Genomic DNA, 19,713 nt, shown 5'->3' on the forward strand with positions numbered 1-19,713 from the left:
AAATCCCATATGCGACTTTTTACATTGCCATGTGCTATCCTGTTTCCTTTGTTATTTGGCAGCAGCGTCTACGCGCAGTCTGTCATCTCTGTTGTGGAAACTGATCAGAATAATCGTACCTACAGTAATAAAAATAACGCCGACATCAACAGCCGGCTGACCATTCAGTTTAACCGTTCCACTTTTATCCGGAAGGTCAACACCGCTGGTATCGGTAGCCCGCTGCCATCCGATGCGGTGAACATGATCAATGTCCTGTATGAAGCCTCCCGTAAAGTTGACGGATGGGCCAGGGGAATGGAAGAAGCCGTGCGTCAGCATGTGCGCGGCGATAAGAACAGTCTGCCGGCATTCGTCGAACGTACCTCCGCCATCGCACAGGAGATCATAACGGTATTCGACAAAGATCCTGCTACACGCGATTACTTCGAATCCTATGAAGACGTCACCGATATCTGGGGAGGTATTACCTACGCGCTCAGCAAACGGCTGGCTGACCTGGAGCAACAGCTCACAGATGGCGCCACCTATAATGACGTCCGGATCCAGATCGGCGCTTGGCTGATGCACAATAATCAGCCGTCTCCTTTGCATTTTAACGGGCTGGATGATAATCCGCAGGGTGAATACTACGAAGTGGAACGCTGGAAGTTTACGCTCACCGATGCACAGTTGTCCCAGCTGGAAGATATCCAGCAATCTGTACGGAGTAGCCAGCAGCGTGAAATGAACGTAAACGAGATACTGAGAGGAGAATATGTCCGCCAGTTCACCGATATCCTCCAGCAAAGACTGAAAGCTGATTATGAAGACTTCCGTAAGGAAGCGGCAAAGGTATTGACCACCCTGAAGGACCAGCAGGTCATGTACGATATCAGACAGGTACTCGCACAGGGGGACCTGCTCAAAACACGCCTGAATGAGCGGGTAAAATACTATCAGACGCTGGGCAGCGCCAACACAACAGCCAGTGCCGGATTTCTGTCCACGTTGCAATCCGACATCATCCTGCTGAATAGTGAGTTCAATAAAATGAAGGTGTTACTGACCGCTCTCAAAACCGACATCCCGGCTGCATCAGCAGAAGTGCAGACACAGGCAGCTAACCTGTTGGCCATCGCTTCCGGTAAGATCACATCGCTGGCAGATATGATCATTCCTGATGACCTGCTGCAATTCGGTAAGGAAGAAAGAAGGCTGGCAGAGCTGGCGCTTCGTTTTTCTGATAAAGTTTTTTCATTGGCACTGGGTAGTATCCCGTCTGAAGCAACCACCGATCTGCTCTATGCCGGTTACCGCGAATCAGGTGACCGTGTGGTCATTAAGATGCAGGTGACCAATATCAGTTCAAAGCGGAACCTGATGGAGGAAACCCATAGTCTCACTTTATACCGTATTCTTGCGCATATAGAGGCCACTGTAGGGGTTATTTTTGCCCACCCGCTCATCACTACCAACATTCAGAAGGACGTCCAGATGGCGCCTTATTACAATGTGCTGTTCAAAGGTATATTTGGGACGAGCCAGCACTGGAAACGGAATTCCTCCCTGCCTAATAACCTGCTGGACCTGAACTTTGGTTTACATGTCTCATCTCCCGACTTTGACAAGGATGATGTACCCGAACTGGGACTGGGTATTGTAGCGTCTACCCTACATGATTACCTGCAGGTAGGATGGGCTTATAACCTGTTTTACGGTGCTAACTATGTTTTTGTCGGGTTTAGATTGCCGATACCGACGATGAGCCTGGGGAAGAAAGAAAATTAGGGATGGGGGAATCAGGAATGAGAAATTGCCTGTTTTTACAACCTTTCGCATAAAACATTGTTGACTATTTATGTGAAAGGGCAATTGATAGCCCGGTTGTCTACATCAATTCAAACCAACCAGTTCCTGTGTCTTAATTCCTGATTATTTTCTGGCATGACTAATGCGGACTATTTAACGACACAAGCTTACTTCCATTCAAAATTTCTTCAAAAATGGCAAAACATGGTCCGCTGCTTATACTGGAAGATGATGAAGACGACCGGGAAATATATCAGTCCGTATTAGCATCGCTGGGACTGCGCAACATGGTACTTTTTTTTGATGCTGGTGATGCCTTGCTGAAGTACTTGCAGGAAACGACGGAAAAGCCACTTATTATCATAGCAGATATCAATGTGCCAAGAATGAATGGTCTGGAACTCAGACGCCGGATCGACATGGATGAATCACTGCGTAAGAAAAGTATACCATTTGTATTTCTCACTACCATCGAATCAAAAGAAATTGTAGACGAAGTATATGACCTTACTGTACAGGGCTATTTTATCAAAAGACCTTTGTACGAGGATATAGAAAAGCAGATCCGTATTATATTGGAATACTGGACCAATGCCAGGCATCCGAATGAATAGGTGCGTCCGTATTGTCAACAAGATAACTTTCACACTTCCCGCTGCCAGTTCCACAGAATGATCTACTCATTTTTAGGATAGTATTGTCATGTATTTTCGTATGGATCTCTGGGACTCAATGTTATAGCTAAACGGAGCCATATTGACTGCTACAAAGAAAAGTTAAGATTTCAGCAGGCAATATAAATCGGTTCTAAATTTGCGTTAACGGACTAACATGTTTGAATCATAAACCCTCAGGGCTAAAGAAAACGCCTATGTACGACGCTGCTAATTCTATCAGAAAACCAGCTTACGCCAGCCACGAGATGAAGCTACCCGAAAAGATCAGATACCGGAGACTGGTGTATGAGCCTTTGTTTGCTATGCTCTACTTCATCAGCTTATTACCCACGTGGATGCTGCGTAGTATACAGCATTTAATTTACTGGACTCTCTGCAACATGATGCGCTATCGTTATGATGTCGTTGTGCAGAATCTTTCCCGCTCTTTCCCTAAAAGAAGCTACCGGCACATCCAGGCCATGACACGTGCCTTCTATTGTCACTTCAGTGAATTGCTGGTAGAGACCCTGCAGCTATTGTCCATCACAGAAGAGCAACACCGGAAAAAGGTACATCTGCATAATCCGGAAGTACTGGAACATTGTCACCAGCAGGGGCGGAACATCATCATTGTAATGGGGCATTACGGCAACTGGGAATGCCTGAACATCCTGCCCCGCTATGTTTCTTTTGATGTCTATGCGGTATATAAACCCACACCTTACACGTTCCTGAACAGGGTGTTATACCGTATCCGTTCACGGTTCGGCATCAGGCTGCTGGCTACGAATGAAACTGCCCGTTTTATGCTGTCTAACCGTCATCGTCCGGGTGCATATGTATTTATCGCCGATCAGTCGCCGGTAATAAGGGCGCGTTGTAAAACCGACTTCCTGCATCAGCCTACCGCACTGCCAACGGGCGCCGAGCAGCTGGCACGTTCCACCGATGCAGTCGTGCTATACGCTTCTGTCAGGAAACGCAGCAAAGGTGACGGCTGGAATGTATACTTCTCGCTGATAACAGAGGAAACCGCTGATGTGGAATCATATGACATCACCAGGACCTTTGCCTGGTACCTGGAGCATGATATCTTACATGCACCTGAATACTGGTTATGGACCCACAGACAATGGGAGCGGGAGGAGTGTTAACCTCCCACTACCTCTACCGTGCTTTTTCCATTGGCCATCCGGATCACTTTTATCTGTGCAGGGATACGTTCTGTCATTTCCTGTACGTGAGAGATCACCCCAACTTTACGTCCCTGGTTATGTAAACGTTCCAGGGCATCTACTGCTACATTCAGGGTATCCGGATCGAGTGCGCCGAAACCTTCATCAATGAACAGGGATTCTACCTTCATCTTGCTGGAAGATAAAGAGGCCAGCCCCAGCGCCAGTGCCAGTGATACCAGGAAGGATTCTCCACCGGAAAGTGAGAAGACCGTTCTGAGTTCATCACCCATATCTTTATCCAGTATCTGCAATCCGAGGGTACCAGGTATACGCTGCAGTTTATAGCGGGTGGTCAGCATCGCCAGGTGCATGTTGGCATAGCCCAGCAAAATGTCCAGTGTATATTCCTGGGCTATCTGCCGGAACTTTTTACCATCAGCAGAGCCGATCAGTTCATTCAGTCTGCCCCAGTTTTCGTGTATAGCTGTTTTGGCTTCAATGTTCTTTTGTAAGCCGCCGATGGTATCTTTGTTCTTTTTATCTTCCCAGAGTTTGTAATCAACTTTACTCTTTTCCGCAGAGAGCTGTTCCAGTGTTTGTCTGGCTTCACCGGCAAGCGCGGTCACCTCTTCCAATCCACGTTCACTCGTGCGTTTCTGCAGATGATTGGTGACCTGCAGCTCACGTTCTTCCAACGTGGCTTTCGTCGTAGTGACGGCAGTCCGCAAAGCATTGATCGTTTTTCTTTCGGTGTCTATCCAGGCGGCAGAATAAGCCAGTAAACTGGTCAGGTCTGGTTCTGATAGTTGTACACCATCTGTCGATGCATAGGCATCCAGCCATTCCTTAATGGCTGCACTTATCTGTGCGATATTGTGATGGATATTGTTGATATCGGCGGATGTCTGTTCTCTGGAAACCGTATAACCACGGAGCTCTTCCCGCAGATTATTCAATTCTTTCGCTGCTGCTTGTTGCGTAGCAACCGCATTGTCCATCGCCTGTTTCAGTCGTTGTTCAAACACACTGACAGCAGCGCCGTTCAGTAATCGCTGGCGCTCCTGCGTAAGGGTGTCGAACTGTGTTTGCTGTGTATTGAGATCATGGATCCTTTCATTCAGCTCTGCCGCGATCAGCGGACCTTGTTTACTCATCTCCTGCAACGCTGACTGATGCTCACGCAGTAACTGCGTATTATCCGTGATTGCCTGCACATGCTCTTTCCACTGTACGGCGAAGGCGCGGATACTGTTGTCAAATCCCTGCGGATCCTTTTTCCAGTTGTCTATCCAGGCGGGATTGTTAAAGTGTGGCGCCAGCAGTTCCGTCATGGTGTGCAGACTCTCTGTGATATTAGCCAGTTGCTTTTCAATATGCCGTTGCGCTTCCTCTTTACTGGATTTTTCCCGCTGCCTGTCTTTCAGGCTATCCCCCGTAGCGGTCAGTTTATGCTGTAAGGCATCCAGTTGTATTTTCAGCTGATCGGCTTCTTTCCTTTTTTCTTCATATGCCTGTAGTTGCTGCGTCGTCTGCTGATGTTCATCATGCAGCTCCTGTACGCGGGCAGCCAGCCATGCTTTCCTGCTTTCGGCAGGCAGGGTTTGACTGGCCGTTGCCAGACTAAACGTCATCCATGTTTTTTCCAGGGAAGTGATCTGCTCACTTCTGCGTGCCAGCATACCTTCATACATACTGCCGTCTGTATCCAGTTTCCTGGTGAGCTGTTCCAGAGTGCTGATATCACCCTGTAAGCTATTGTATGTTTGCAGGGCTTTTTTATATTCCTCTTCCAGTCCCAGTAATATGGTGTGTTCTACCGGATTACCTCCTGCAAAGGGATGTGCTGTACTACCGCACACGGGGCAGGGTTCATCCTGTATCAGCTGCGCACGCAACGCTTCAACGTTCTCTGCTATCTGCAGGCGTGCCTGTTGTAATAGTTTGTCAGTGAGGTCTTTTTGTGTCTGCGCAACGATCAGTTGCGCTTTCTTATCTTTAAGCACCGTTGTTTTTTCGAGCAGTTCCTGCTGGCAATTTTCCAGTAGGCGCACCGTATGTTCCTTTTCCTGCAAATTGCTCAGCAGCAGATCCCAGTGCCCTTTTGCCGCCTCGCCTTCCCTGATATGCTGTATCAGCGATGACTGTTGATCCTTTAACGCATCGACGGGCATCTGTCCGATGGCCACGTGCAGGGTATCGAATGCCTTTTGGAGGTCAGACAGCTGTTGTTGTTCATCCAACACTTTTTCCTGCAGGGCCGTGATCTGTTCCTGTGCTTTTTTTATGAAGCTGCTGTTATCCTGTTGTTCCCTTAATGCCTCCTGTTGTCTGGGTAACAGACTGGCAGCATGACTCAGCTGTGTCCTGATCTCAATATCATTCTCTGCGATATCTTTTTTACCGAGGTGATCCCGCTGCCATTGCTGTAATTTTTCAATCGTCGCGGTCACCACCGTGATCTCCTGTTCCTTATTTTCGAACACTTTCAGGTGGTCCTGTTGTTTCTTTTCAGCCACATCAGCTGCCGCCTTTGCAAGGCTCACCCGTTGCGCTTTCTCACCGATCAGCGTGTCGAGGTGACGCGCCCTCTCTATATCTGGTTGAGAGGCAGCAGCAGCCTGTTGTTGTTCCTGTACGGCGGTATCTGCCTCCGATAAAGCCTGCATCGCCTGCTGCTGACGCTCAGTGGTCTGTACGATCCGGTTTGTGATCTCCGCGAGCGCGGCCTCTTTTACTGATAGTTCCCTTTCATAGGATCGTCTGGCTTCTACCGGGCCTCTGGCTGGCTGCACCTGTTCCACCTGGGTGAAGGTGCGGATGCTGTCGGCCGCATTCTCTATCGCTGTGAGGGCTTCTGTATACTTTCCTGCCGCTACATTCCGGTTATCCTGTAGTGTACCCAGCAGCTGATGCCAGTTGATTTCGGCGTTAAGGGTATTGATCGTTTGTTGCTGTGTTGCAATGGAAGCAGTGAGCGTGCTTTGCTGTTCGGTGAAGCTGGTCCTTTCTTCTTCCGACAAACTGACGATCCCTGCGATCTGTTGTTTCAGTTGTTTCAGCTCAGTATCAGCCTCTTTGAACTTTTCAAATACACCTACTGAGATCTCCGAATAGATATTGGTACCTGTCAGCTTTTCCAGCAGGGAAGCTTTCGCGTCTTTGTCCGCTTTCAGGAAGGCGGTGAAGTCGCCCTGTGCCAGTAAGACGGAGCGGGTGAACTGTTCGAAGTTCAGGCCGACCACCCTTTCTATTTCGCGCAGTGTCTCGGTTTTCTTTCCAGGCACAGGGGTATTGGTACTCAGGTTAAAGAGTTCCACGGTATCTGTCTGCAGGTTTCCATCTATCTTATTACGGGCACGTTTGACTGACCAGGTAGCCCGGTAGTTATGACCATCTATGCCGGCGAAGGAGACCTCTGCAAATCCATCCGCAGTGCCATCCCGCAGGATGCCCCTGATATCGCCCTGATTGAGCTTGTTTCCGGTTCTGTCCTGTATCTCTACGCCAGTCTCTTTCGCCTGCTGATAGCGCGGTGTTTTGGCATATAATGCCAGACACAGGGCATCGAGCAGCGTGGATTTACCTGCCCCTGTCGGGCCGGTAATGGCAAAGATCCCCGCCTTGCTGAGTGGTTCTTTTGTAAAATCTATTTCGTTGGTATCTTCGAGTGATGCCAGGTTCTTTAAACGAATGGCTAATATCTTCATGCGTTTTTACTGCTCTTTTGTAGTGATCTCCTGCAATACCTGGTTGAAAAGGCTGACCAGTTCTTCCGGTGCTTCATTGTTATAGCTGGCTTTAAAGGCCTTCTGAAATATATCCAGTGGCTTTAATTCCTGCAGCTGATCTGTGCGCATCACAGTGTCTGTTTCATTTTCTCCGGATGACAGGCGGCTTGTTTCAATCTTTGCCAGCTTTACGTGTTTGCCGGTAAGGGCGGTTTCTATCTTGTGTCTTAATGCCGGTTCGGGCCCTTCCAGCAGCACACGTACTTCCAGGTAAGGCGCGGTGTGCAGATGGTCAGTAGCCGCTGGTAACTGCAGGAGCTCTTCTAATACAGTGGCCAGTGGCTGCGGCTTAGCCGGTACGCGTAGCAGCTCGGTGGTGACCGGTATCTCCAGCAGGGCAACATTACTGAGTACGCCGCCGGTAATATCGAAAGTCACTACCTGGTGTTTGTAGTTCCTTTCTGAAAATGACATGGGCAGCGGACTACCACTGTACCGGATGTTTTCTTTCCCGCCTATTTTCTGGGCTTTGTGTATGTGTCCTAATGCGGTATAGATGATGTCGTCATGGAAGGCGCTGACAGGAACATATTCCACCCCACCCATGATCAGTCTTTCTTTATCATCGTGCTCATTCTTTTCGGCATTGAGTGTATGCAGATGTGCCATGGCGATGATGCCCTGGTCCGGTTGCTTTATGGTCAGCGCGTGCTCATAGGATTCCCTGTAGAGGGCAACCACCCCATCCACATAGGGCGTCTCGCTTTCCGCTACCGCGGGATAGTCTCCCATGCGCAGGAAAGGGATAGCCATACACCAGAGCACCGTTGCCCCTGTTCTATCCTTCACAGGGATCAGCATTTTTTCATAGTCGATCGTACCATCTTCTTTCCGCTCGATCGTACCGATAATATGAATGTCAGACGATTCCAGCAGCGGTTTAGGCGCTTCCAGCCTTGCTGCTGAGTCATGGTTACCTGCCGTGACAATGATCTGTAAACCGGGTTGTGCCTTCATGGCACTATTGAGAAAGGAATAGAATAATTTAACCGAAGTAGCGGAGGGGTTAGCTACATCAAACACGTCCCCACTGATGATCAATAACTCAATATCTTCTTTCTTAATGGTATCTGTCAGCCAGTACAGGAACTGCTGGTGTTCATATGTTCTGTCATACTGATAGAAGGTTTGTCCTATATGCCAGTCTGCAGTATGCAATATTTTCATCTGATAATTTTTGCCTTGAAAATCTACCGGTGGCTGATCGGGTCAACGGGCCGGTGACTGCAAAAATAAGTATTGTAGGGGAAAGGTGAGAGGTGTGGTGTAATGACACCTGTATTATCCCGGATCGGATGTCATGGATTTTATTTTATCTTAGTCTATATGAGGAAATATCCAATAGGCATACAGGATTTTGGCGAAATACGAAATGGACGATATTTATATATAGACAAAACGCGACTGATCTACACGCTGATAGAATCAGGCAAGTACTATTTTTTAAGTCGCCCGAGGCGATTTGGTAAATCCCTGTTACTGCCTACCATTAAGGAAATCTTTAATGGTAATAAAGAATTATTTAAAGGCCTTTGGATAGAGGAGCAGTGGAACTGGGAGCAGACACATCCCGTAATACATTAGCTGGTTCCTTTTCCGGAAACGCGCATAGCATTCCTCCCGCAATAGCAACTATGCAGTGAAACTGAGTCAAACAGACCAACATTTAGTCAGGTATTTACGACCGGTAACAAACGATCAACATAAGTCAACGCTGCTTTAATCAAGTAGCACTTCTTTCACCGTCTGCCTGCCCGGTAAGTCCTGCGCTATCACAATGATTTTGCCGCCAGCAGGCAGTGACGCCGCCTTATAACGCCATTCTATCCCATTCCAGCCCAATTCCGCTCTTCCACTCTCTTTGACCACTCCGTCCGCATCGAGTACTTTCACTTCTACTTTCGCTACGCGGAATTCATCCTTAGCCGTTACCACCACATCATTCTCTTCCAGCCTGATATTCTGTACTTCCGGAGAACGGTAGGCATCTTTTACCGCCATATTATAGGCATTCTGCCCCGGACCTGCCATTGATGCATAATATTCCTTTACCGCAGGATCTGCAATCATTACCTGGGCTAACGCTGATGCCACAAGCATTTTATGCCTCGCTTCCAGCTGTTTTTTTGTAGGTTTTTTCGTAGACGGGCCGCGTTTCTTCGCCATAATGATCTGCCCGTTCCGTTCGTAGATGGTGAGTTGTCCGCCGATAGTACCCCGGACAAGCTGCATGAGGATGTTATCCTTGATAATTGCCATAATAGTTGCTTTTGAGGTTGTACTGAACAAAGGTAAAAGGTTCGGCTAACCTACCATTGCACCGTGATATAAAAATGAAGTTTTCAGGTCACTTCAGTATCAGTAGGATATTCAAGTGACCTTTTACTGCCCTGTTAATCACCTGATGCATTGGAATGTCACAGGTCTTTCTATCGGACATCCGACGGTGCATAAAGCCGGGAAAGAGTGGCGTATCAGAACTTGTAGTTATAGCCTGCACGTACTACCTGTGTTTCATTATAGTCGGTACTGGTATAATGGAACCCCTTGCCCCGCACGGCTCTTTTATTCCGCAGGGTATTCGCTACATCGGTGGCATTGACAAAGAGTTCTCCCTTGCCCTGCTGGATCGTCTTTTTTACCCCGATGTCCACCCCGAAGCGGGAATAGGTCTTACCCTGTGGTACCAGGTCAGGGCCCTGGTAAATCGCCGTTAATTGAGCGTCTATCTGCCGGGCGAAATGGAACTGGCCATTCAGTTTGATATTTCCGGAGAAAGTACTTTCCCGCGCAGCGCTGAACACGTTCTCTACCGGATACCGGTTCACAACCGTAAAGGAGTCGATGATATTGTTATATCCATTCAGGTTCAGGTTGAAGGTGGCCCGGTTGGATACCTTCCGGGATAACAGCAGTTCGATACCGGTCCTATAACTCTTGCCGGCATTCTGGAAGATGTTATAAATGATGGTACTGCCCGGTACGGTACTGCCAATGCGGGTAATAGTGGCATCCATACGCTTATGATAGATGGAAGAGAAGAGGTAGCCTTTGTTCCAGCTGCGCTTATTGCCCAGTTCGAAGGTATTGGTATACTGCGGACGAAGGGCCGGGTTGCCGACCTTGATGATTTCGGCATCGTCGTATTTGGGGAAGATGCGGATATCGACTTCATTCGGCCGGTCTACACGGCGGCTATAGAAGAAGGACAGTTTGTTGTTTTCGCTCAGCTTGTAGGCCAGTCGCAGGTCGGGGAATGGCTGGGTATAGTGGTAACCGTCGCTCTTGTATACCGGGTGGTCCGGATTGACATCGTAGTTCAGGTCTACATATTCCAGGCGCAACCCGGCTTCCAGTTCAAAACGGGTGTTTTCGTAGAGGTAGTTGCCATATACGGCCGGGATGTTTTCCCGGTATTTGGTCAGACCGCCGGCATGGGCATCCAGTACGGAATGAACACCGGGTTTGAAGTCCATGTTCACAGGAATATACCGGTACCGGTATTTCACCCCGGCTTCAAAACGCCCGTGGCGGATCGGCTGTACATAGTCGACGCTCAGGTCTGTCACATGTTCATCTGACAATACCTTAAAAGAGTCTGCACCAGTGTATTCAGGCATTATGTTAGTAAAGAAGTATTTCTCATCCTCCCGGTGAAAAGTGCTGCTCAGGGAGACGTTCAGCATTCTGCCGGGGGCAGCGAAGTTGTGTTGCCAGATGGCGGCACCGACAATGGTCGTCTTCAGTTCATCCTCCAGGAACTGCCAGAGGCGCTGCCTTGCTGTAAGATCGCTGTTAAAGAAAGGCTCATCGCCATGATCAAGTATTTTCTCGGTACCATACATACCCGATACGGTGAGGGTGTTCCTGTCATTGATCGCCCAGTCCATACCGGCTTTTACGTTGGAGAAGTTGGTGTTCCTGTTACGTTTTGTTTGTTGCCTGACGGTATCTCCGTTGTCATAGTAACGATCTGTAAATTCATTTTTGTTCAGTGTTCTTGTGTACAGATCGTCTGCCTGAAGGAATAAATTGACCTTATTCTTTTTGTAGTTCAGCGACAGGGAGGGGTTGATCTTTGGCGTACGCTGGTATTGTGGCCTGATACCCGGCAGATTTGCCTTTTTGATCCATAGGGCGCCGGCACCTCCACTTAGCCCTATTTTGCCGTTAGAGCCTTCCTTTTTTTCTTTTTTGTAGATGATATTGATGATGCCCGCATTGCCATTCGCATCGTACCTGGCAGACGGATTATTGATGATCTCAATCTTGTCAATAGCAGATGCCGGGATGTTGTCGAGACTTGTTTGTCCGCCGAAACCGGTGATCGCTGTCTGCTTCCCGTCTATCAGTACCATCACTTTATCACTACCTCGCAGTATGATCCTGCCGTCCTGGGTCGTTACACCCGGCAGGTTCTTCATAGCTTCCAGCACGGAACCGCCTGCCTGACTGATATTGTCCGCCACATGGAAGGTTTTCTTATCCAGGCGTATGGCTTCCTGCTGCCCTGTAATAGTGACGGTATTCAGCGAAGCGGGATCAGGATACAATTCGATGCTGCCGAGTTCCAGTATAGGGGTTAACTGTCCGGCAGTGACGGATTGTGTAACCGGCTGATAACCCAGGTAGGAGAATGTCAGCAGATAATTTCCGGGATTGACATCGGTGATCCTGAAACGGCCGTCATCCCCCGTGATCGTACCTGTGATAAAGGTGCTGTCTTTTACCTTCGTAAGGGTAACACTGACGAATGGCAGGACGGTTTTATTGCTTGCCGATTTGACCTGGCCGGCGAGGGCCACTTTAGGGGATTGCGCATGAACAATGGATACAACGGAAAGTAAGAGAATAGAAATGAACGGGACACACTTCATGCAGTAAGATTTTCTGCATAGTTAAGACCGGAATCTAACGACTTTCTAAAGTACGTGGGGGTGTATATGCCTGGTGAATGACTATTTTACAACAGCCACCCAGACGAAGAAATACCGAACAAAAAAACATCGCGCAACAGAAAATAAACCTCTTTGGAAGACTACAAACAAGCGTGGCATTTTCAGAACCTCACCGAAAACACATGCCGTTCATTCGCAAATTCATATGCCGATCTCCACTGATACCTGTTACAGATCTGCTGCACCAGCGATAGTCCCAGTCCGGTGCCCGGCGTATCGGAAGAGGTACTGCCGAAGCGTTTAAATACCTGTTCCTGCTGTAAACTGGTTGTACCGGGATTAGCAATATGCAGGCATTGATCTGTTAGTACGATCTCAATGGTATTATCGGCTGGTGTGTAGCGGATGGCGTTTGTGATCAGGTTGTTTAACAGTATTTCGATCAGTATCTTATTACCCTCTATGGTGACCCCGGGGGCAATGTCAGTTTGCAGCAGCAGTTGTTTGTTTTCCGAGAAAACGGAAAATATTTGCAGGGTGCTTTTCAGCAGACCGGAAAGATCGATCGTCTCACGATCCATAAACTGGCTGTTCTCGATCTTGGTGAGCAGTAACAGGTTCTTATTGATGCGCGTGACCCGGGCGAGCGCCTTGTTGGCTTCCTCTATCAGATCGTATTGTTCGTTCGTCAGTACTTTTGTTTGCAGCAGCAGGTCTAATTTGGACTGTATTATAGCCAGTGGCGTTTGCAGTTCATGGGAGGCGTTATCAGCAAATTCTTTCTGCTGATTGTAGACGGTAATATTACCGGCGATCAGTTTTTCCAGGCTTTTGTTCAGCTCTGAAAATTCTTCTATATCGGTATGTTCAAAGACGACAGGCTGCTGCTGATCGAGATTAAAGTTCCTGATGTGTGCCAGACTTTTATGGAATGGTTGCCAGAGGCGCCTGGAAATACGGCGGTTCAGCAGGATAAAGCCGATCATCAGCAGGAGGAAGAACAGCATGGTCAGTCCGGTGACGATACCAATGATCAGATACCGGTCTTCACGTCCGGCAGCGGCAGTCAGTTCGATATGATGTTCATTAAGTTCATGACGCCACAGCAGATTGATCATGTAGTAATACACCGGGATACTGAGCACCAGCACGATGCCGGCATATACCATAAAGCGCTTCATGGTACGGTTTAGCAGTTTACTCATATTTCCCATTTATAGCCGGTGCCGTATAGTGTTTTCAGGTAGTTGTCGCAACCTGCTTCTGTCAGTTTCTTCTTCAGGTTCTTGATATGTACATAAATGAAATCATAGCTGTCAAACATATCAGCCACATCACCGGACAGATGTTCCGCCAGTGCACTTTTAGAGATCACTTTGTTTTTGTTGCTGATGAAGTAGAGAAGGAGATCAAATTCCTTTTTCGTGAGTACGACAGGTTGATCATTCACGGTGACGGACTTGGCCAGCAGATTGATCTTTAGTTCATTCAGTTCAATAATATTCACATTGCCGAACTGCTTACGCCGGATAACGGAATAGATACGCGCGGCCAGTTCCGGCAGATGGAAGGGTTTGGTGAGGTAGTCGTCAGCACCTATCTGCAGTCCTTTTATTTTATCGTCGAGGGAGTTTTTGGCGGAAATGATGATCACCCCGTCCTGTTTATGTTGCTGCTTGATCTCTTCAAGTATCTTTAGTCCGTCGCCTCCGGGCAGCATCAGGTCGAGCAGAATACAGTCATAGTCATACACACTGACTTTATCTATTGCCTGTCCGAAGTTAGCCGCAAATTCGCAGAGATAATTTTCGTCCGCCAGGTAGGCGCCGATGCTTTTGGCCAGCGCCGGTTCGTCTTCTATTATTAAAATTTTCATCCGTGAAAGTATGAACGTATTCTGAAGATATTCTGAATGTGGTATACCGGAGTATCGCTAAGGGTATACCACATTCGCAATTTAAGGTATTGCGTGAATATCTGTTCACAGAGATCGCAGACTAATGTCGGGCCCGGAGTTTTTTATATACTTCAAACCAGGCTACCGCGCATCCGGCAGTCAGGAGGCATATGAGCATATCTTTCACGGACAGTACGCTCAATGCGAAGATGTTCCTGATGCCGGGAATGGCTTCAATAGCGATCAGGAAAGCTACGGAGATGATCAGTATATAGGGTGTGAGTGAATTGCGGTACCGGAATGTTTCGCGGAGTGTGGCTGTGAACGATCTGTTGGTGAATGTCAGGAATATATTACTTACTATCAGGGTAATGAATACCATGGTACGGGTATATGCGATGTCGTGGTCCCGCATATATATGGCATACAACAGCAAAATACTGCTACTGATGACGAGACCCTGAATGATGCTGATGATCATCTCCTGCGTGGTAAACAGGCGTGTGGTCACTTTTCTTGGAGGCAGGGACATAATATTGCTTTCAACCGGCTCCTGCTGATAGAACAGGGAGCAGGTGGGACCCATGATCAGTTCCAGAAATATTACATGGATAGGAGAGAAGATGTTCACGTATTTCCATTGCAGAAGCAGCGGACTGACGGCGATCAGTATAATGGGAATATGTATGGATATGATGTAGCGGATCGCTTTTTTTAAATTGCTGTAGATCTTTCTGCCCTGCTCTATGGCTGTTGGTATCATCGCCAGGTTATCATCCGTGATGATCAGGTCGGCGGCCTGGCGGGCGATTTCCGTGCCTTTTTTTCCCATGGCAATGCCGATATTGGCGGCCTTAATGGCGGGGCCGTCATTGACCCCGTCTCCGGTCATGGCAACGATCCCGCCACCGGCCTTTAATGCTTCAATGACCTTGCGCTTAGCTTCCGGAAACATCCTTACGAACAATGATTCCTGGCGGACGGTGAGACGCAGGTCAGCGGGCGTCATTTTCATAACATCCTCCCCAGATACGGGATGCCCGAAAAGGATGCCTGTCTGTGAAGCGATATAAGCCGCGGTCGCGGCATGGTCGCCGGTAAGCAGCATCGGACGTATACCGGCGTCCCTGATCTTTGCAATGACCTCTCTCGCTGATAGCCGGGGTGGGTCATAGAAGGCAACGAGACCTTCCAGTTCCCAGTTCCAGGCATCCTGTGAGGAAGGCATATCATGATCGTTACCCGTCGCACTGGCTACACCGAGTACACGATGCCCCTGTTTCCCCATCTCTTCTGCCAGGCGACTGATCCGGTCTGCCGTAAGCGGATCGGTATGGCATACCCGCATGATCCGCTCTATAGCGCCTTTTCCGGCAGCCAGTGTTGTGTCTTCCCAGTGATATACATGTGTCATCATGGGCGGTGTGCCTTCCAGCGCGTACTCATGGACCAGGGTGGGTAGTTCCCTGCTGGCTGCATTGTTGTTGTCAAAGGCCTCCATGATCGCTTTTTCCATATGATCGAAAGGCTGCCGCTCAGAAGCAAGGGCGGCGATGAACAATAGCCGGCTGTCAAGGCCAGGTGGCAGGCCGGACATGTCATACACCTTATCGGCCCTGGCGTCATAGAGTGTGACCACCTTCATCCTGTTCTCCGTCAGTGTACCTGTTTTATCGAAACAGATAATATTGGCAGCGCCAAGGTTTTCGACGATCTGGGGTTGCCTGGGTATAATGCCCATTCTGCTCATATGATAGGCGCCTAATGCCATGAAGGAGGAAAAAGACACGGGGATCTCTTCAGGTATAGCCGCCATCGCGAGTGTCAGCCCGAGTATCAGGCTGCTGGCCCAGTCCCTGGTCTGGATGAAGTTAACCGTAAAAATAGCGATGCACCCTAAGATGCCGAACGTGGCCAGCTGACGTACAAAGACCTTTGTTTGCTTTTGTAGTAATGTTTGCTCCGTCACCGGATCAGTAATATGTTTGCCGAGTTTTCCCAAGGTGGTCTCATCGCCGGTAGCGGTGATCTTTGCCATGCAGGCCCCGGAATGGATAGTAGCCCCCTGGAAGAGCAGTGGCGCGTCCGTATTGTTCTTGGTGACGGGATAGGCCTCCCCCGTAATGATCGACTCATTGGCGGTCAGGTCATTCGCACTCACCACAGTAGCGTCAGCAGGTACCATGTCGCCTTCGTGCAGCAGGATGATATCGCCGGGCACAAGTTCAGCTGACGGGATGGTGGCTTCCCTGCCATCCCTGATCACGGTGGTTAAGGGCGTTGAATACTGCCGGAGTGCTTTCAGGGCGTTCTCACTTCTGGCTTCCTCGTAGAGGGAAATGCCTGCTATCATAGTGATCGCTGCCAGCATCATCGTGGCTTCAGCGGTCGCGCCGAGCAGGAAATAGATACCCGTGGCAAACAGCAGCAGGATGAACATGGGCTCCGCCAGTATATGACGCAGCATGATGAGCAGACCGTATCGTTTCTTTTTTGTAAAAACATTACTGCCATACCTGGCACGCAGGGCAGGGATGTCTTTATTGCCAAGTCCCCGGGGGAGCGTTGTTTTAACGTCAGTGATCATACAGAGAGATTTTACTCAGCCAGTAGTCTGAATTTTTTATAGAGCATCTTTCTTTTGGAATTGTATTTCTCTCTTGCGTATTTGTCTATATGTTTCAGTGCTTCTTCTTCGGAGTCAGTAAAGAGTATGTATTTGAGATCTTTTTTGTCGATCGTGCCGGCTGTGAGCATATTGTCCAGAAGAGGCATGAGGGGCTGCCAGTAGGCTGTACCCATCAATACCACCGGGAAGTCGAGTACCTTCCGTGTCTGTATCAGCGTCAGCGCTTCGAAAAATTCGTCCATGGTACCGATGCCCCCGGGCATGATGACAAAGGCATAAGAGTACTTGAACATTAATACCTTTCTTACAAAGAAATATTCGCAGGTGAAATATTTGTCCATGAACAGGTTGGGGCGCTGTTCGCCGGGAAGTTTGATATTACAGCCTACAGAGTATCCGCCGGCCGACTGCGCGCCTTTATTGGCTGCCTCCATGATACCCGGGCCACCACCTGTCATGACGGTAAAACCAAGTCCGGCGATGCCGGCGCCCATACTGCAGGCTGTGTTATAGAACGTACTACCTGGTTTTATCCTGGCAGATCCGAAGACGGATACACAGGGACCCACGAAATGAAGTATCCTGAATCCCCTTATAAATTCAATGAATATCCTGATAACAAAGACCAGTTCCCTTAACCTGGAGCGGGGACCTTCCAGGAAATACTTTTCTTCATGCTCAGGTGTACCGGTAATGGTATTATGCTGTTTCTCCCTGATCGTTGCAGTGTCCATATTCAGCTATTTGTATAACATGGCAGGTGTTGGCCACCTGAACAGTCCTGTTGATCTAGTCATTGTTCAGAATGACCTTTAATGATTTTTCTTTTTCCGCATGTGAGAAGGTTTCATATGCCTGCAAAATATCAGTCAGCCTGAACCGGTGGGTGATCAGCAATGCCGGATCGAGCTTTTCAGACATGACGGTTTTTAACAACAGGGGCGTGGTGACGGTATCCACAAGCCGGGTGGTGATGGTGATATTTTTTGCCCACAGTTCCTGCAGATGTAATGTGGCAGGTTTACCATGTACACCGACATTGGCAATACAGCCGCCAGGTGAAATGATCGCCTCACACAGTTCGAAGGTGGATGGGATACCTACGGCTTCGATGGCGGTGTCAACACCGCGGTTGCCGGTCATTTCCAGCAACGTGCCGAGAGCAGGTTCCTTCGAGCTGTTGATAGTATGCGTCGCGCCAAACTTCAAAGCGACCTGGAGCCTGTTCTCGTCCAGATCTATCATAATGATCTTTGCAGGGGAATAGAACCGGGCTGTCAGCAGGGCGGCGAGACCTATAGGACCTGCACCCACAATAGCGATGGTACTGCCGGGGCTCACTTTACCATTTAACACGCCGCATTCATAGCCTGTGGGGAGAATGTCGCTCAGCATTACCAGCGCTTCTTCATCTGCACCGGCGGGGATACGATAGAGACTGGTATCGGCGTGGGGTATCCTGACATACTCTGCCTGTGTACCATCTATCAGGTGCCCCAGTACCCAGCCCCCGTCTTCACAATGTGAATACATGCCTTTGCGGCAATATTCACATTTACCACAGGACGTGATACAGGATATCAGTACATGATCACCTTTTTTGAAATTTGCGACGCTGGCGCCTGTTTCTTCTATAATGCCGACTCCCTCATGTCCTAATATCCGGCCATCTGTGACTTCGGGAACGTCTCCCTTCAGTATATGAAGATCAGTGCCGCAAATGGTGGTTTTGGTTATTCTGACGATAGCGTCAGTGGGCTGCTGAATAACGGGTTGAGGCTTGTCCTCAAAACTCTTCCGGCCGGGGCCATGGTATACCAATGCTTTCATAGCGTTTTTTTTTACATTGAATTTACCTCAGTCATGATCCCCGGAGAATGATCAAATACCATCGGCGGCGTGATTATGGTCATTGCAGGGTTGCGGCAGGAGTTGTCTATTTGTACCTGATTCTATTTCCCACTTCTAAATCATTTATGTATGTTAGGTTCACTTAGTCAGCAGGAAATGGAGCAGCTATTGCTCCGGAATGTAACCGGCAGGATCGGCTGCCGCGATGGCGACCGGATATACATTGTACCTGTCAGTTATGTTTATCACGATAAATCCATTATTGCTCATTCCACTGAAGGTTTGAAAATAAAGATGATGAGAAAAACGCCGGACGTCTGTTTTGAAGTGGACGAAATTCAGGACATGGCCAACTGGCAAAGTGTGATCGGTACCGGACGGTTCGAAGAGATCCATGGTGAGAAAGAAAAGTATTATGCCATGAAATTTCTCGTCAGCAGGTTGCTGCATATGCGCGTAAGCGAAACGGCACATCTGCCTCATATGGTTACGGACGGAGGAGAAGAAGTATCTCTTACAACTTCGGTACGCCCTGTTGTATACCGCATCCGTTTTGAATTTATGACGGGCAGGTATGAGAAGACATGATATTATTTGTGAATGTAGCCTGATGCAAGAACAAAGGTCTGCTAGATAGCAGACCTTGTTCATTTTGGAGCCAACAACGCACTGTTTGATCATATCAGCTCGGATGCTGCGAGTTATTTTGTCCTGACCTGTGCTGAAGGGTAGATATACCCAGCAGTGAGTACAATGGGCATATGCCGATCAGACTTGTAAGCGCCAGTATTCCAGCAATGAGCAATAAAATGATGCCTCCGGTACCTGTTATGATTTTATTATAGTATAGAAAGAACGCTGTTAATGCTGCAGTTACCCGGATGATACGGTCGAAGATGCCTTCATTCTGTTTCATAGCGTGAGATTTTATTTGATGACCCGAAAGTAAGACAAGTTCCTTTCCATTTTGGTGACTGACATCATCGTTGCCCATGATTTCAATTGCCACTTCTTATAACAGT

General features: G+C 48.5%; 15 protein-coding genes. 5 read left to right on the plus strand and 10 right to left on the minus strand.

Going from position 1 to position 19,713, the window contains the following annotated elements:
* Positions 1-9 precede the first annotated feature (9 nt).
* The 3 genes from GWR21_RS00570 (at position 10) to GWR21_RS00580 (ending at position 3,604) form a co-directional block, all read left to right on the plus strand.
* A complete protein-coding gene (locus GWR21_RS00570) occupies positions 10-1,770 on the plus strand; it encodes a hypothetical protein (protein ID WP_162329844.1) in 1,761 nt (586 codons plus the stop codon).
* A 215-nt stretch (positions 1,771-1,985) separates the two neighbouring features.
* Positions 1,986-2,405: a response regulator gene (locus tag GWR21_RS00575; protein WP_162329845.1), complete on the plus strand. Its 420-nt coding sequence runs from the start codon at positions 1,986-1,988 to the stop codon at positions 2,403-2,405.
* A gap of 257 nt (positions 2,406-2,662) precedes the next feature.
* On the plus strand, positions 2,663-3,604 hold the full coding sequence (locus GWR21_RS00580) for a lysophospholipid acyltransferase family protein (RefSeq protein ID WP_238430105.1): 942 nt from the start codon (positions 2,663-2,665) through the stop codon (positions 3,602-3,604).
* On the opposite strand, the gene GWR21_RS00585 is transcribed toward GWR21_RS00580, so the two are convergent.
* Positions 3,601-7,335 (minus strand): AAA family ATPase, encoded by a 3,735-nt coding sequence (locus tag GWR21_RS00585; RefSeq protein WP_162329846.1) that lies wholly within the window; start codon positions 7,333-7,335, stop codon positions 3,601-3,603. The two genes, GWR21_RS00580 and GWR21_RS00585, sit on opposite strands and share 4 nt — an antisense overlap.
* Positions 7,336-7,341: 6 nt before the next feature.
* Positions 7,342-8,583 (minus strand): exonuclease SbcCD subunit D, encoded by a 1,242-nt coding sequence (locus tag GWR21_RS00590; RefSeq protein ID WP_162329847.1) that lies wholly within the window; start codon positions 8,581-8,583, stop codon positions 7,342-7,344.
* A gap of 159 nt (positions 8,584-8,742) precedes the next feature.
* Between GWR21_RS00590 and GWR21_RS00595 the strand changes: the two genes are divergently transcribed.
* Positions 8,743-9,000, plus strand: a complete 258-nt coding sequence (locus GWR21_RS00595) for an AAA family ATPase (RefSeq protein WP_162329848.1) — start codon at positions 8,743-8,745, stop codon at positions 8,998-9,000.
* A gap of 135 nt (positions 9,001-9,135) precedes the next feature.
* On the opposite strand, the gene GWR21_RS00600 is transcribed toward GWR21_RS00595, so the two are convergent.
* The 7 genes from GWR21_RS00600 to GWR21_RS00630 form a co-directional block, all read right to left on the minus strand.
* The gene (locus GWR21_RS00600; RefSeq protein WP_162329849.1) at positions 9,136-9,675 is read right to left on the minus strand and encodes a hypothetical protein; all 540 of its coding nucleotides are present in this window, start codon (positions 9,673-9,675) and stop codon (positions 9,136-9,138) included.
* A gap of 215 nt (positions 9,676-9,890) precedes the next feature.
* Positions 9,891-12,293: a TonB-dependent receptor domain-containing protein gene (locus tag GWR21_RS00605; protein WP_162329850.1), complete on the minus strand. Its 2,403-nt coding sequence runs from the start codon at positions 12,291-12,293 to the stop codon at positions 9,891-9,893.
* 182 nt (positions 12,294-12,475) lie between these two features.
* Positions 12,476-13,519: a sensor histidine kinase gene (locus GWR21_RS00610; protein ID WP_162329851.1), complete on the minus strand. Its 1,044-nt coding sequence runs from the start codon at positions 13,517-13,519 to the stop codon at positions 12,476-12,478.
* Positions 13,516-14,190, minus strand: coding sequence for a response regulator transcription factor (locus tag GWR21_RS00615; protein ID WP_162329852.1), 675 nt, complete (start codon positions 14,188-14,190; stop codon positions 13,516-13,518). Before GWR21_RS00615 ends, GWR21_RS00610 begins: the two co-directional genes overlap by 4 nt.
* A gap of 121 nt (positions 14,191-14,311) precedes the next feature.
* Complete coding sequence (locus GWR21_RS00620) at positions 14,312-16,798, minus strand: cation-translocating P-type ATPase (protein ID WP_162329853.1); 2,487 nt, start codon at positions 16,796-16,798, stop codon at positions 14,312-14,314.
* A gap of 11 nt (positions 16,799-16,809) precedes the next feature.
* Positions 16,810-17,574, minus strand: coding sequence for an LOG family protein (locus GWR21_RS00625; RefSeq protein ID WP_162329854.1), 765 nt, complete (start codon positions 17,572-17,574; stop codon positions 16,810-16,812).
* A gap of 55 nt (positions 17,575-17,629) precedes the next feature.
* Positions 17,630-18,670: a zinc-dependent alcohol dehydrogenase family protein gene (locus GWR21_RS00630; protein WP_162329855.1), complete on the minus strand. Its 1,041-nt coding sequence runs from the start codon at positions 18,668-18,670 to the stop codon at positions 17,630-17,632.
* A gap of 150 nt (positions 18,671-18,820) precedes the next feature.
* On the opposite strand from GWR21_RS00630, the gene GWR21_RS00635 reads away from it, so the two are divergent.
* Positions 18,821-19,279 (plus strand): pyridoxamine 5'-phosphate oxidase family protein, encoded by a 459-nt coding sequence (locus tag GWR21_RS00635; protein ID WP_162329856.1) that lies wholly within the window; start codon positions 18,821-18,823, stop codon positions 19,277-19,279.
* Positions 19,280-19,373: 94 nt separating this feature from the next.
* Here GWR21_RS00635 and GWR21_RS00640 read toward each other — a convergent pair whose 3' ends face one another.
* On the minus strand, positions 19,374-19,607 hold the full coding sequence (locus GWR21_RS00640) for a YgaP family membrane protein (protein ID WP_162329857.1): 234 nt from the start codon (positions 19,605-19,607) through the stop codon (positions 19,374-19,376).
* Positions 19,608-19,713 lie beyond the last annotated feature (106 nt).

Origin of the sequence: Chitinophaga agri (genome assembly GCF_010093065.1) — a bacterium.
GTDB classification, from domain to species: domain Bacteria; phylum Bacteroidota; class Bacteroidia; order Chitinophagales; family Chitinophagaceae; genus Chitinophaga; species Chitinophaga agri.